Here is a 12,750-nt window from a genome sequence, read left to right on the forward strand (position 1 = left end):
ACCGTCGCTTACCGAGCGGCGTCAGGATGTTTCATGACCTTCGATTACGCATTTATCCTCAGCACCCTGCCGGCGTTTCTCAAAGCCGTGGGCGTGACGCTGCAGGTCGGTTTGATCGCCATTGGCACCTCGCTGCTGGTGGCGTTGCTCAATGCAACGATTCTGGTGTTCCGCACGCCTTACCTGCAAAAACTGGTCGGGCTGTATGTGGAACTGGCGCGCAACACGCCGCTGCTGATTCAGTTGTTCTTCGTCTACTTCGCGCTGCCGGCCCTTGGGATCAAGGTTTCCGGATTCAGCGCCGCGATCATCACCATGACGTTTCTCGGCGGGGCCTACCTCACCGAAGTGCTGCGCGCCGGCGTCGATGCGGTGCCCCAGACGCAGCTTGAATCGGGCCGCTCAATCGGCCTGTCCCACGGTCAGTTGCTGCGCTACGTGATCCTGCCGCAAGCGGGGATCCTCAGCCTGCCGTCGCTGTTCGCCAATTTCATTTTCCTGCTCAAGGAGACCACCGTGGTCTCGGCAGTGGCGGTGCCGGAAATTCTCTACACCACCAAAAGCTACATCGCGCTCTACTACAAAACCTACGAAATGCTCGCCGTGCTGACGCTGATCTGCGTGCTGCTGTTCCTGCCGCTGTCGCTGCTGTTGAGCCGTCTGGAAAGGAGGCTCCAGCATGGCCAGTTCGGGTCTTGAACTGCTCTGGGTGTCGTTGCCGCAACTGGCCAAAGGCGCCGGGCAAACCCTGTCGATCTCGTTCCTCAGTATCGCCATCAGCACCGTCGGCGGCGTGCTCTACGGCGTGCTGCGCACGCTCAACGTGACGTGGCTGAACGCGCTGCTGCGGATCTATCTGGAGCTGTTCCGGGCGATCCCGGTGCTGGTCTGGTTGTACCTGCTGTTTTTCGGCCTGCCAATTTTCTTCGGCCTGAGCCTGCCGAGCTTCTGGTGTGCGGTGTTGGTGCTGTCGCTGTGGGGCGCCAGCGAGGTTGGCGAAGTGGCGCGCGGTGCGTTGCATTCGTTGCCGCGCGGGCAGCGTGAGGCGGGGCTGTCGATCGGTCTGAACGCGGCGCAACTCTACGGTTACGTGCTGCTGCCCCAGGCGCTGAAACGCATGACACCTCCGACCATCAACGTCTACACGCGGATCATCAAGACCAGTTCGCTGGCGGTGCTGATTGGCGTGGTGGATGTGATCAAGGTCGGTCAGCAGATCATCGAGCGCACCTACGAATCGGTGCTGATCTACGGCGCGCTGTTTCTGTTTTTCTTTTTTATCTGCTACCCGCTGTCGGCCGCCTCGCGCGTGCTGGAGCGGCGCTGGACGCAAGCATGGGCGCATTGATCGAGTTTCAGGGTTTCAACAAATTCTTCGGCGAACAGCAGGTGCTCAAGGGCATCGACCTGCAAGTGAAATCCGGCGAAGTCATCGTCATCCTCGGCCCCAGCGGCTGCGGCAAAAGCACCTTGCTGCGCTGCCTCAACGGTCTGGAAACCGCCCACAGCGGCCACCTGAAATTCGCCGGCCGTGAATTGCTGGACAAGGCCACCGACTGGCGCGAAGTGCGTCAGCAGATTGGCATGGTGTTCCAGAGTTATCACCTGTTTCCGCACATGAGCGTGCTCGACAATTTGCTGCTCGGCCCGTTGAAAGTGCAGAAGCGCGAACGCCGCGAAGCACAGCAACAAGCCGAAGCGTTGCTCGCGCGCGTCGGCCTGGCGGACAAGCGCGACTCCTTCCCGCGCCAGCTCTCCGGCGGCCAGCAGCAACGCATCGCCATCGTCCGTTCGTTGTGCATGAACCCGCGGGTCATGCTCTTCGACGAAGTCACTGCCGCCCTTGATCCGGAGATGGTCAAGGAAGTGCTGGAAGTGATTCAGGGCCTGGCCCGCGAAGGCATGACCCTGTTGATCGTCACCCACGAAATGGCCTTCGCCCGCGCGGTGGCCGATCGCATCGTGTTCATGGATGGCGGGCGCATCCTTGAGCAGAACCCGCCCGAGCTTTTCTTTACGAACCCGCAAACCGCACGCGCGCAGCAGTTCCTGGAGAAGTTCTCCTACGTCGAAGCGTTGACTTCAACGACTTCGCCCACAACGACTCAACCCAAGGAACTGGAACTGCCATGAAAACTGCCAAAGCCCTATTTGCTTTACCGCTGATCAGCCTCGTGCTGCTGGCCGGCTGCAACAAGACCGAAGAACCGGCCAAGCCGAAAGTCGCCAGCGAAAGCACCGCGCCGGCCGGTTACTTGGACAAGATCAAGGCCCGCGACAAACTGATCGTCGGCGTGTTCACCGACAAACCGCCGTTCGGTTTCGTCAACGAAGCGGGGCGCTACGTCGGCTTCGATACCGACATCGGCCGTCAATTCGCCAAGGATCTGCTGGGCGACGAAAACAAGGTCGAGTTCGTGGCCGTGGAACCGGCGAGCCGCATTCCGTTCCTGCAAAGCGACAAGGTCGACCTGATCCTCGCCAACATGACCGTGACCCCGGAGCGCAAGGAAGCGGTGGAATTCACCAACCCGAACCTCAAGGTTGCGGTGCAGGCGCTGGTGCCCCAAGGCAGCGAGGTGAAAAAGCTGGATGATCTGGCGACCCGCACCACCATCGTCACCACCGGCACCACCGCCGATATCTGGCTGACCAAGAACCACCCGGACTGGAAACTGCTGAAGTTCGAGAAAAACTCCGAGTCCCTGCAAGCCCTGGCCAACGGCCGTGGCGATGCCTACGCGCAGGACAATCTGGTGCTGTTCAGCTGGGCCAAGCAGAACCCGGGCTACCGCGTGCTGGACGAAAAACTTGGCGCCGAAGCGCCGATTGCCCCGGCGGTGAAGAAGGGCAATATCGAATTGCGCGATTGGGTGAACGCGGAATTGGCCAAGCTGGGGGAAGAGAAATATCTGCTCAAGCTGTATGACCAATATGTGCGTAAAGAGCTGAGTGATGACACCAAGCCCGAGAGCGTGATTGTTGAGGGTGGGAAGTGGCAGGGCTGATTGCCTGACAGGTCGGCGGTGAGGATGCAGAGCAACCCCTCACCCCAGCCCTCTCCCGGAGGGAGAGGGAGCCGACCGAGGTGTTTTGAGAGTTACATCGACCTGAGACACCGAGTCGATTATGGATTCACAGAAGCACTTTCAGGTCGGCGTAACTCTTGAGCTTTCCCCAATCGGTTCCCTCTCCCTCCGGGAGAGGGTTAGGGTGAGGGGCTCTCCAACTGACACACCTAATCAGGCCAATTCCACGCCGGCTCATCCAGAACCCTCTGCCCGACGATCCCCGTCTGGCCGAGGGTTTTTTCCAGCACGATGCAATTGCATTCCGGGTCTTCCTGCAACGCCGAAATCAATCGCCGGGCATGGGACACCACCCACACCTGACACTGCTCCGACACCCGGATAATCAAGCGCGCCAGCGCCGGCAGCAGATCCGGATGCAGGCTGGTTTCCGGTTCGTTCAGCACCATCAGCGACGGCGGGCGTGGCGTCAGGAGCGCGGCGACCAGCAGCAGATAGCGCAACGTGCCATCCGACAGTTCCGCCGCCGACAACGGCCGCAGCAATCCTTCCTGAAAGAACTCGATAGCGAAGCGTCCGCCTGCCAGCGGCGCAATGTTCAGCCGTGCACCGGGAAACGCATCGCTGATCGCCGCCTGCAGCGCCTCGGGATCGCCGATCTCGCGGATGGTCTGCAACGCCGCCGCCAGATCGCGCCCGTCGTGATGTAGCACCGGCGTGCGCGTGCCCAGTTGCGGCTGGCGCACCGGGGCGTCGGCGTCGCTGCGAAAGTGGTCGTAGAAGCGCCAGCGGCGGATGAACTCACGCATCTGGAAAACTTCCGGCGAGGTACGCAGGCTGCCGACCTGATCGAACAGGCTGTCGAAGTTCGGCGTGTATTGCGCCAGAACATCCCAGCCACGACCTTCACGGGTACGGATCATCGGCCCGTCGCGATCCGCCAGCAGACTGGCCGGACGATAGAGCGGCCCGGCCCAGATGCATTCCTTTTTGATTTCCGGGTCGAGGGAAAAAAACGAGAGGCTTGGCTCCGGCAAACCCAGGGCGATCGAATAGCTGAAATCTTCCCCGGCAAAGCCCAGACGCAGGCGTTTCACACCCTGGCGCACGGTGGACTGGATCGGCACCTCGCCGTTGCGCATGCGCCGGCTGATGGTTTCCGGTCCGGCCCAGAAGGTCGAGTCGAGACCACCCTCACGGGCCAGCGCATTGACCACGCCGCCCTGAGCGGTTTCCGCCAGCAGCCGCAGCGCCCGATAAAGGTTGGACTTGCCGCTGCCGTTGGGGCCGGTGATCAGGTTCAGACGGCCCAGCGGAATCACCAATTTATTGATCGAGCGGTAATTGGCCACCGCGAGGGTCTTGAGCATGAAAATCCTTCTTGGGTGCCCCGAAATCCGGATCAGGATACTCGCTGCACAGAAATGCATATATCGCCCGGACGAAGGTTGAACCCTGTTCTAAGCTCACAGTCGTATCGTCACTTGCACGTTCGTACACAGGAAGGAGTCTGCATGGCGAGTCCCGGATTGAAAACAGCGGTCATGCTGAGTCTGTTCGCTTTATTGAGCGCCTGCGGCGAGAAAAAGGCCCCTGCGGAATACCTGCCCCGGGTCTTCGTGCAGGAGGTGAACCCCGCCAATTACGCCGCCGCCGTGACCCTCACCGGCGATGTTCAGGCACGGGTGCAGACCGAACTGTCGTTCCGGGTCGGCGGCAAGATCATCCAGCGCATGGTCGATGTCGGTGACCGCGTCTCGGCCAAACAAGTGCTGGCCAAGCTCGATCCGAAGGATTTGCAGACCAACGTCGATTCCGCCCAGGCCCAGGTAGTGGCCGAGCAGGCGCGGGTCAAACAGAGCGCCGCCGCGTTCGTCCGCCAACAGAAACTGTTGCCCAAGGGCTACACCAGCCAGAGCGAATACGATTCGGCGCAGGCCGCCTTGCGCAGCAGCCAGAGTGCCTTGAGTGCAGCCCAGGCGCAGTTGGCCAATGCCAAGGATCAATTGAGCTACACCTCGCTGATCGCCGATGCACCCGGCGTCATCACCGAGCGTCAGGCCGAAGTCGGCCAGGTGGTTCAGGCCACTGCACCGATTTTCAGCCTGGCCCGGGACGGCGACCGCGACGCCGTGTTCAACGTTTACGAATCCCTGCTGGCGGAGCGGCCAGCGGAGCGTTCGATCGTCGTCAGCCTGCTCGACAACCCCGCCATCAAGACCACCGGCACCGTGCGCGAAATCACCCCGGCGGTGTCCGCGCAATCCGGCACGGTGCAGGTCAAGGTCAGCCTCGACAGCCTGCCGCAGGGAATGCAACTGGGCTCGGTGGTGAGCGCCACGGCCAAGGGCACCGGCAAGTCGGCCGTTGAATTGCCCTGGTCGGCGCTGACCAAGAACGTCAGCGATCCGGCCGTGTGGATGGTCGACGATAAAGGCGAAGCGCAGTTGCACAACGTCACCGTCAGCCGCTATCTGATCGGCAAGGTCATCATCAGCGAGGGCCTCAAGGGCGGGGAAAAAGTCATTGTCGCGGGTGGGCAGTTGCTGCATCCGGGCATGAAGGTCGAAATTGCCGAAAACACCTACAAGGATCTGCAACCGGGAGCACAGCCATGAAGCGTCTGTGGCTGTTATCCATTGGCGTGTTGCTCGCCGCCTGCTCGAAAAGCGAGCCACCGCCGGAGCCGGTACGGCCGGTGTTGTCGGTCAAGGTCGAAGCGATGAGCGAGGAAAACCTCGGGCGTTTCGCCGGCAGCATTCAGGCACGCTATGAAAGCAACACCGGTTTTCGTGTCGGCGGGCGCATTGCCAGCCGTAACGTCGATGTCGGTACCGAGGTGCAGAAGGGCACGCTGCTCGCCACCCTCGATCCGACCGACCAGCAGAACCAGTTGCGTTCGGCCCAGGGCGACCTGGCCAGGGTTCAGGCACAGCTGATCAACGCCCAGGCCAATGCCCGCCGTCAGCAAGCGCTGTTCGACCGTGGTGTCGGCGCGCAGGCGCAACTGGACATTGCCATGACGGACCTGAAAACCACCCAGGCTTCGCTGGATCAGGCGCGCGCGGCGGTCAACCAGAGCAAGGATCAACTCGATTACACCCAGCTACGCTCCGACCACAAGGCGGTGGTCACCGCGTGGAACGCCGAGGCCGGGCAGGTGGTGACGGCGGGCCAGCAGGTGGTGACCCTGGCGCAACCGGACATCAAGGAAGCCGTGATCGATCTGCCGGACACCCTGGTCGATGAGATACCTCCTGACGTGGTGTTTCTGGTGGCCGGGCAGCTCGACCCGAGCATCAACTCCACGGCCACCCTGCGCGAGATCGAACCCCAGGCACAAAGTGCGACGCGCACCCGCCGCGCACGGTTGACCCTGGCCAATACGCCCGACGGCTTTCGCCTCGGCACCGCGATCAGCGTCACCCTCAGCTCGGCGATCAAGCCACGTATCGAATTGCCCGTCACCGCGTTGCAGGAGGTCGACGGAAAAGCGCGGATCTGGGTCATCGACACCCAGAGCAAAACCGTCAACCCGCGCGACGTCAGCGTGATCAGCCGCACCGATAGCAGCGTTGTACTTGCGGGGGGCGTGAAGAACGGCGAGCGTGTGGTCAGCGCCGGCGTCAACAGTCTCAAACCCGGACAATCCGTGAAACTTGACGAGGACAGTCAATGAAAGGCTCTTTCAATCTCTCCGAATGGGCCCTCAAGCATCAGTCTTTCGTCTGGTATCTGATGTTCGTCGCATTGCTCATGGGGGTGTTCTCCTACTTCAATCTGGGGCGCGAGGAAGACCCGTCGTTCACCATCAAGACCATGGTGATCCAGACCAAATGGCCGGGCGCGACCCAGGAAGAAACCCTCAAGCAGGTCACCGACCGCATCGAGAAAAAGCTCGAAGAACTCGATTCCCTCGACTACGTGAAAAGCTACACGCGCCCCGGCGAATCGACGGTATACGTGTACCTGCGCGACACCACCAGCGCCAAGGACATTCCGGAAATCTGGTACCAGGTGCGCAAGAAGATCGACGACATTCGCGGGCAGTTTCCTCAAGGTATTCAGGGGCCGGGATTCAACGACGAATTCGGTGATGTGTTCGGCTCGGTGTACGCCTTCACCGCCGACGGCCTGACCATGCGCCAGTTGCGCGATTATGTGGAACAGGCGCGGGCCGAGATCCGCAATGTGCCGGGGCTGGGCAAGATCGAAATGATCGGCCAGCAGGACGAAGTGATTTACCTGAACTTCTCCACCCGCAAACTCGCGGCGCTGGGCATTGATCAGCGCCAGGTGGTGCAGAGCCTGCAATCGCAGAACGCCGTGACCCCGGCCGGTGTCATCGAGGCCGGCCCGGAGCGGATTTCCGTGCGGACTTCGGGGCAGTTCGCTTCGGAGAAAGACCTGGCCGAGGTCAATCTCAAGCTCAACGACCGCTTCTATCGCCTGGCAGACGTCGCCGACATCACTCGCGGTTACACCGATCCGGCCACGCCGGAATTCCGTTTCGACGGCAAACCGGCGATCGGGCTGGCGATTGCCATGCAGAAGGGCGGCAACGTCCAGGAGTTTGGCAAGGCCCTGCACAAGCGCATCGATGAACTGACGGCGGATCTGCCGGTTGGCGTGGGTGTGCACACAGTGTCCGATCAGGCCGTGGTGGTGGAGGAAGCCGTTGGCGGCTTCACCAGCGCGTTGTTCGAAGCAGTGGTGATCGTGCTGGTGGTCAGCTTCATCAGCCTCGGCGTGCGCGCCGGGCTGGTGGTGGCGTGCTCGATCCCGCTGGTGCTGGCGATGGTGTTTGTGTTCATGGAGTACAGCGGCATCACCATGCAGCGGATTTCCCTCGGTGCTCTGATCATTGCCCTCGGCCTGTTGGTGGACGACGCGATGATCACCGTGGAGATGATGGTCACGCGCCTGGAAATGGGCGAGAGCAAGGAAGAGGCCGCGACATTCGCCTACACCTCGACCGCGTTCCCGATGCTCACCGGTACGCTGGTGACGGTCGCCGGTTTCGTCCCCATCGGGCTCAACGCCAGTTCTGCCGGCGAGTACACCTACACGCTGTTCGCGGTGATTGCCGTGGCAATGATCGTCTCGTGGATTGTGGCGGTTTTTTTCGCCCCGGTGATCGGGGTGCATATTCTGAGCACCAACGTGAAATCCCATGAGGCTGAACCGGGGCGCGTTGGCCGTGCATTCAACGGCGGTTTGCTGTGGTGCATGCGCAATCGCTGGTGGGCCATCGGCATCACCGTGCTGTTGTTTGTGCTGGCGGTGTTCTGCATGCGGTTTGTGCAGAATCAGTTCTTCCCGTCCTCGGATCGACCGGAAATTCTGGTCGACCTCAACCTGCCGCAAAACGCCTCGATCGACGAGACCCGCAAGGCCGTCGACAAGCTCGAGGCCACGCTCAAGGGCGACGCGGACATCGTGCGCTGGAGCACCTACATCGGTCAGGGTGCGATCCGTTTCTACCTGCCACTCGACCAACAATTGCAGAACCCGTACTACGCGCAACTGGTGATCGTCAGCAAAGACTTCGAAGCCCGCGAGGCCCTGAGCCAGCGCCTGCGCGAACGGCTGCACAAGGACTTCGTCGGCATCGGCAGTTACGTGCAGGCGCTGGAAATGGGTCCGCCGGTGGGGCGTCCGATCCAGTACCGGATCAGCGGCAAGGACATCGACCAGGTGCGCAAGCACGCCATCGACCTGGCGACTGAACTGGACAAGAACGAGCACATCGGCGAGATCATTTACGACTGGAACGAGCCGGGCAAGGTCCTGCGAATCGACATCGCCCAGGACAAGGCGCGCCAGCTCGGGCTGTCGTCCGAGGACGTGGCGAACCTGATGAACAGCATCGTCAGTGGCGCGCCGCTGACCCAGGTCAACGACGACATCTACCTGATCAATGTGGTCGGTCGCGCAGTGAGTTCGGAACGCGGTACGCCGGAAACCCTGCAGAACCTGCAGATCGTCACGCCCAACGGCACGTCGATTCCGCTGCTGGCCTTCGCCACGGTTCGTTATGAGCTGGAGCAGCCGCTGGTGTGGCGTCGTGATCGCCTGCCGACCATCACCATCAAGGCGTCGGTGCGTGACGAGATTCAGCCGACCGATCTGGTGAAACTGTTGAGGCCGTCCATCGACGCGTTCGCCGACAAACTGCCCGTTGGCTACAAGGTCGCCACTGGCGGTACGGTCGAAGAGAGCGGCAAGGCCCAAGGGCCGATTGCGAAAGTACTGCCGTTGATGCTGTTTTTGATGGCGACGTTTCTGATGATCCAGCTGCACAGCGTGCAGAAGCTGTTCCTGGTGGCCAGTGTCGCGCCGCTGGGGCTGATCGGCGTGGTGCTGGCGCTGGTGCCGACCGGTACGCCGATGGGCTTCGTGGCAATCCTCGGGATCCTGGCGCTGATCGGCATCATCATCCGCAACTCGGTGATCCTCGTGACCCAGATCGACGAGTTCGAGCGCAAAGGCTACGCGCCGTGGGATGCGGTGGTGGAAGCCACCGAACACCGCCGTCGCCCGATCCTGCTGACCGCCGCCGCGGCGAGCATGGGCATGATCCCGATTGCCCGGGAAGTGTTCTGGGGGCCGATGGCCTACGCGATGATCGGCGGGATCGTGATTGCGACCCTGCTGACGCTGCTGTTTCTGCCAGCGCTGTACGTGGCCTGGTACAAGATTCGCGAGCCGAAGAAGGACGCTTCGCCATCGGCACAGTGAGTACGCCTGTTACATATTTGCGAAAGGCCTGACTTACAGCGTCGGCGTATTCGGTTAACGTCCCTCCTCCTTTATGAGAAGGGACGTCTGATGCTTACCGTTACCTGCTGGCTGCGCGCGCTATTGCTGATTGCCGGTTTATGCCTGTCGTCCCTGTCCTGTGCCGACACATTATTGGAAAACTCGTTGTGGCACGTGCAACTCGATCCGGCAACGCTGGCTGTCCGTGTCACGCCTGCAAACGATGCGACGGTGCAGGTCTCGGCGGGCGTTGCCGCACATAAGGTCAGCCACTTGATCAGGCGTGGTGATCGCATCGATTGGCAATGGGATGACGGGGCCTGGACCCTAAGCGCGAGCCTGGATCAACATGATCTGTCCTTCTCGATCACCGCGCGTGAACCCGCGGAACTGGAATTTCTTCGTCAGCCCGCCAGCGTGATGGGCAAGGGACTGATCTGGCCCCTGGCCGAGGGGCACTATGTGCCGCGTGGCGATCCGGTGTGGCAGGCATTCCTTTTGAGTCAGGGCGAATTCAATACCACTCAGGATCTGAGCCTGCCGCTGTGGGGTGTTGAGCATGACGGATTCAGCCTGCATTGGCTGATGACCAATCCCTTCAACAATCGGCTGTTGTTCAGTGCCCAAGGCGAGGCTTTGGCACTTTCCGCCCGGCATCGCTTCACCTCACTCGATCCGTCCGCACCATTGACGTTCACGCTGTTCCTCGCGGCGGACGACCCGTTGGCTGGTGCCAAACGCTACCGGCAATGGCTGATCGATAACGGTCGCTATGAAACGCTGAGCAGCAAATTCGAGAAAACGCCTCAGGCGAAGCGGCTGCTGGGTGCCAATCATCTGTACCTTTGGGGCAACGATCTGCTGGGGGCCAAAGATGTGCGCAGTTGGCCCGTGCTGCTTGACACCTTGCGCGGTGGTGGCTCGCTGGCCAGTGGGCTGAAAGCGGGAATGGATCGTGAGGCGTTGCAGATCCTTGCCATTGGTGGGGAGTTGAACGGTTATCAGAAAAAAGTGCTGTTGCGCGGTCTCAACCACGCCCTGAATACCCTGGCGCGCAAGACCTGGCAGGCCCGGGCCGTGCCGGACATGCAGGCTCTGGTCAGAGGTTACGCTGATGTACGCGCACAAGTGGCAGCCGACCTCGGTGAGGCGCTGATGCCCGAACCCGAACGCTGGGGCAGCACCTTGTCACTGGATACGATCAAGCAATTACAGAACGCCGGGCTGTCCCGTTTGTGGTTGGGACTGGGTGAAGGCTGGGAGGGTGGCCTCTGGCACCCCGAGACGATCAAGGCCGGCGTGGCGGCGGGTTATCTGATCGCGCCGTACGATTCCTATGAGACGGCGCTGAGCCGCAGCGAGAACCCTGATTGGACCACTGCACATCTGGGGGACAAGGCGAATCTCGAGTGCGCAATCGTGAAGGGCGACGGAACGTTGAAAAGCGGTTTCCAGCAATCGGGGCATTACACCGACCCCCGTTGCGTGCGACCGCTGCTTGAGCAGCGCGTCGAAGCGATTCGCGACGCCGCCGGTTTCAACAGCTGGTTTCTCGATGCCTATGCCACCGGCATGCTGTTCGACAGCTACCGTCCCGGAGCAACGATGACCCAGGCACAAAATGCCGAAGGCAACATCGGCGCATCACGCTGGATCAATGAAGTATTGAAACTGCCCACCGGTTCAGAAGATGGCAACGCAACGACCGCGCAAGGCGTGCTGTTCGCCCATGGCATGCAGACGCCAGTGATCGGTTGGGGTGACGTCGAAATGAGCAAGAACACCAAGTCCAGGTATTTTGCAGGCAAGTGGTATCCGCCGGAGCAGCCAGAGGTTTTCTTCAAACCTGTGCCGATCAAAGAGTCGTTGCGGCGTATTCACTTTGATCCGGCCAGCCGTTTGCCGCTGTACCAAGCGGTTTTTCATGGCTCGGTGATCACGTCCCACCATTGGCTGTTCGATAGCCTGAAATTGACCAACGTTCGGGCGGACAACGAGCTCGCTCAGCTTCTCTACAACGTCGCGCCGCTGTATCACCTCAGTGTCGATACGTTTGCGCAGCGATTGCCGCAGATTGCCCGTCAGGATGCGTTCTTCCGGCCTTTGCATGAACGTCTGGCAACTCAGGCGCTCACCGGTTTCGAATGGTTGAGTGCGGACCGGCTGGTTCAGCAGACATCCTTTGAAGACGGCACGCGATTGCTGGCCAATTTTGATGTGCAGGCGCGTGAGGTGCAGGGGCTGACATTGCCCGCACGGAGCATCACTGTGCGCTCGCCCGAGCAAGCGCCAGCTTACTTTCAGGTTGAGACGGGGCCCTGAGTCTCAGGTCTTGCGCCAGACACTCGCCAGCCAGGGCTGCTGCTCACGCGGCAGCCCCGCCGGCCGGTAATAGTGCTCCAGCTCGACGAACCCGGCAGCGGTCAACAATCCGCGCCACGCTTGCAGGTCGTGATACGAGCCATAACGCGGCCCGTTCCAGCCCTCACGGTTATCCCCGCGCGGATTGGAACTGAACAGCACGCCGCCCGGTTTCAATGTCTCGTGCAGCTGTTTCAAGACCCGGGGCAATTCCTGCAACGGCACATGAAACAGCACCGCATTGGCGAAGATCCCGTCGAAACGTTCTGCCGGCAGATCCAGCTTCAGAAAGTCCTGGCACCACACTTCACAGCCACTGTCTTCCCGAGCCATCTGCGCGAACTTCTCCGCGCCGTCGAGGCCGACGGCGACGTGGCCCATCCGGGTGAATGTCTGCAAATCGCGCCCCGGCCCGCAGCCGAAATCGAGGATGGAAAACGGCGCCTCAGCCTGGATGTGCCGCAACAGGGCGTCGATGTTCTGGCTGACATCGTGATCGCGGGTGCCTTCACGAAAATCTTCGGCCACCGCGTTGTAGTGGCCGAGGGTGGTGGAGGTGATCTGCTCCAGATCGGTGGGGGTCTGCTTCATGGTCGGG

10 protein-coding genes are annotated in these 12,750 nt (G+C 61.2%); 8 read left to right on the forward strand and 2 right to left on the reverse strand.

The window, feature by feature from the left end; all coding sequences use genetic code 11:
* Positions 1-33: 33 nt before the first annotated feature.
* From C1X29_RS24375 to C1X29_RS24390, 4 genes are read left to right on the forward strand one after another with little or no spacing between them, the layout of a single operon-like run.
* Complete coding sequence (locus tag C1X29_RS24375) at positions 34-699, forward strand: amino acid ABC transporter permease (RefSeq protein ID WP_102718549.1); 666 nt, start codon at positions 34-36, stop codon at positions 697-699.
* Complete coding sequence (locus C1X29_RS24380) at positions 680-1,348, forward strand: amino acid ABC transporter permease (protein ID WP_102718550.1); 669 nt, start codon at positions 680-682, stop codon at positions 1,346-1,348. The genes C1X29_RS24375 and C1X29_RS24380 overlap by 20 nt, the downstream gene beginning before the upstream one ends.
* Positions 1,336-2,133: an amino acid ABC transporter ATP-binding protein gene (locus C1X29_RS24385; protein WP_102718551.1), complete on the forward strand. Its 798-nt coding sequence runs from the start codon at positions 1,336-1,338 to the stop codon at positions 2,131-2,133. The genes C1X29_RS24380 and C1X29_RS24385 overlap by 13 nt, the downstream gene beginning before the upstream one ends.
* Positions 2,130-3,008, forward strand: coding sequence for a transporter substrate-binding domain-containing protein (locus C1X29_RS24390; RefSeq protein ID WP_102718552.1), 879 nt, complete (start codon positions 2,130-2,132; stop codon positions 3,006-3,008). Before C1X29_RS24385 ends, C1X29_RS24390 begins: the two co-directional genes overlap by 4 nt.
* Positions 3,009-3,238: 230 nt before the next feature.
* On the opposite strand, the gene C1X29_RS24395 is transcribed toward C1X29_RS24390, so the two are convergent.
* Entirely contained in the window at positions 3,239-4,399 is a 1,161-nt protein-coding gene (locus C1X29_RS24395; protein ID WP_102718553.1) for an AAA family ATPase, read from the reverse strand.
* Positions 4,400-4,543: 144 nt separating this feature from the next.
* Between C1X29_RS24395 and C1X29_RS24400 the strand changes: the two genes are divergently transcribed.
* The 4 genes from C1X29_RS24400 to C1X29_RS24415 all read left to right on the forward strand — a co-directional run bounded on the left by C1X29_RS24400 (position 4,544) and on the right by C1X29_RS24415 (position 12,113).
* A complete protein-coding gene (locus C1X29_RS24400) occupies positions 4,544-5,647 on the forward strand; it encodes an efflux RND transporter periplasmic adaptor subunit (protein ID WP_085608591.1) in 1,104 nt (367 codons plus the stop codon).
* Positions 5,644-6,708: an efflux RND transporter periplasmic adaptor subunit gene (locus C1X29_RS24405; RefSeq protein WP_102718554.1), complete on the forward strand. Its 1,065-nt coding sequence runs from the start codon at positions 5,644-5,646 to the stop codon at positions 6,706-6,708. Before C1X29_RS24400 ends, C1X29_RS24405 begins: the two co-directional genes overlap by 4 nt.
* Complete coding sequence (locus tag C1X29_RS24410) at positions 6,705-9,770, forward strand: efflux RND transporter permease subunit (protein ID WP_102718555.1); 3,066 nt, start codon at positions 6,705-6,707, stop codon at positions 9,768-9,770. Before C1X29_RS24405 ends, C1X29_RS24410 begins: the two co-directional genes overlap by 4 nt.
* A 90-nt stretch (positions 9,771-9,860) precedes the next feature.
* On the forward strand, positions 9,861-12,113 hold the full coding sequence (locus C1X29_RS24415; RefSeq protein ID WP_102718556.1) for a glycoside hydrolase: 2,253 nt from the start codon (positions 9,861-9,863) through the stop codon (positions 12,111-12,113).
* Between the two features lie 3 nt (positions 12,114-12,116).
* Here C1X29_RS24415 and C1X29_RS24420 read toward each other — a convergent pair whose 3' ends face one another.
* Positions 12,117-12,743 (reverse strand): bifunctional 2-polyprenyl-6-hydroxyphenol methylase/3-demethylubiquinol 3-O-methyltransferase UbiG, encoded by a 627-nt coding sequence (locus C1X29_RS24420; RefSeq protein ID WP_102718557.1) that lies wholly within the window; start codon positions 12,741-12,743, stop codon positions 12,117-12,119.
* Positions 12,744-12,750 lie beyond the last annotated feature (7 nt).

It is taken from the genome of Pseudomonas sp. GW456-12-10-14-LB2, assembly GCF_002884345.1.
In the GTDB taxonomy this organism is placed as follows: domain Bacteria; phylum Pseudomonadota; class Gammaproteobacteria; order Pseudomonadales; family Pseudomonadaceae; genus Aquipseudomonas; species Aquipseudomonas paraglycinae.

Bases quoted from the DNA above. Each gene is read 5' to 3' on its own strand.
- C1X29_RS24375 (WP_102718549.1), top strand. From the start codon at position 34: ATGACCTTCGATTACGCATTTATCCTCAGCACCCTGCCGGCGTTTCTC.
- C1X29_RS24380 (WP_102718550.1), top strand. From the start codon at position 680: ATGGCCAGTTCGGGTCTTGAACTGCTCTGGGTGTCGTTGCCGCAACTG.
- C1X29_RS24385 (WP_102718551.1), top strand. From the start codon at position 1,336: ATGGGCGCATTGATCGAGTTTCAGGGTTTCAACAAATTCTTCGGCGAA.
- C1X29_RS24390 (WP_102718552.1), top strand. From the start codon at position 2,130: ATGAAAACTGCCAAAGCCCTATTTGCTTTACCGCTGATCAGCCTCGTG.
- C1X29_RS24395 (WP_102718553.1), bottom strand. From the start codon at position 4,399: ATGCTCAAGACCCTCGCGGTGGCCAATTACCGCTCGATCAATAAATTG.
- C1X29_RS24400 (WP_085608591.1), top strand. From the start codon at position 4,544: ATGGCGAGTCCCGGATTGAAAACAGCGGTCATGCTGAGTCTGTTCGCT.
- C1X29_RS24405 (WP_102718554.1), top strand. From the start codon at position 5,644: ATGAAGCGTCTGTGGCTGTTATCCATTGGCGTGTTGCTCGCCGCCTGC.
- C1X29_RS24410 (WP_102718555.1), top strand. From the start codon at position 6,705: ATGAAAGGCTCTTTCAATCTCTCCGAATGGGCCCTCAAGCATCAGTCT.
- C1X29_RS24415 (WP_102718556.1), top strand. From the start codon at position 9,861: ATGCTTACCGTTACCTGCTGGCTGCGCGCGCTATTGCTGATTGCCGGT.
- C1X29_RS24420 (WP_102718557.1), bottom strand. From the start codon at position 12,743: ATGAAGCAGACCCCCACCGATCTGGAGCAGATCACCTCCACCACCCTC.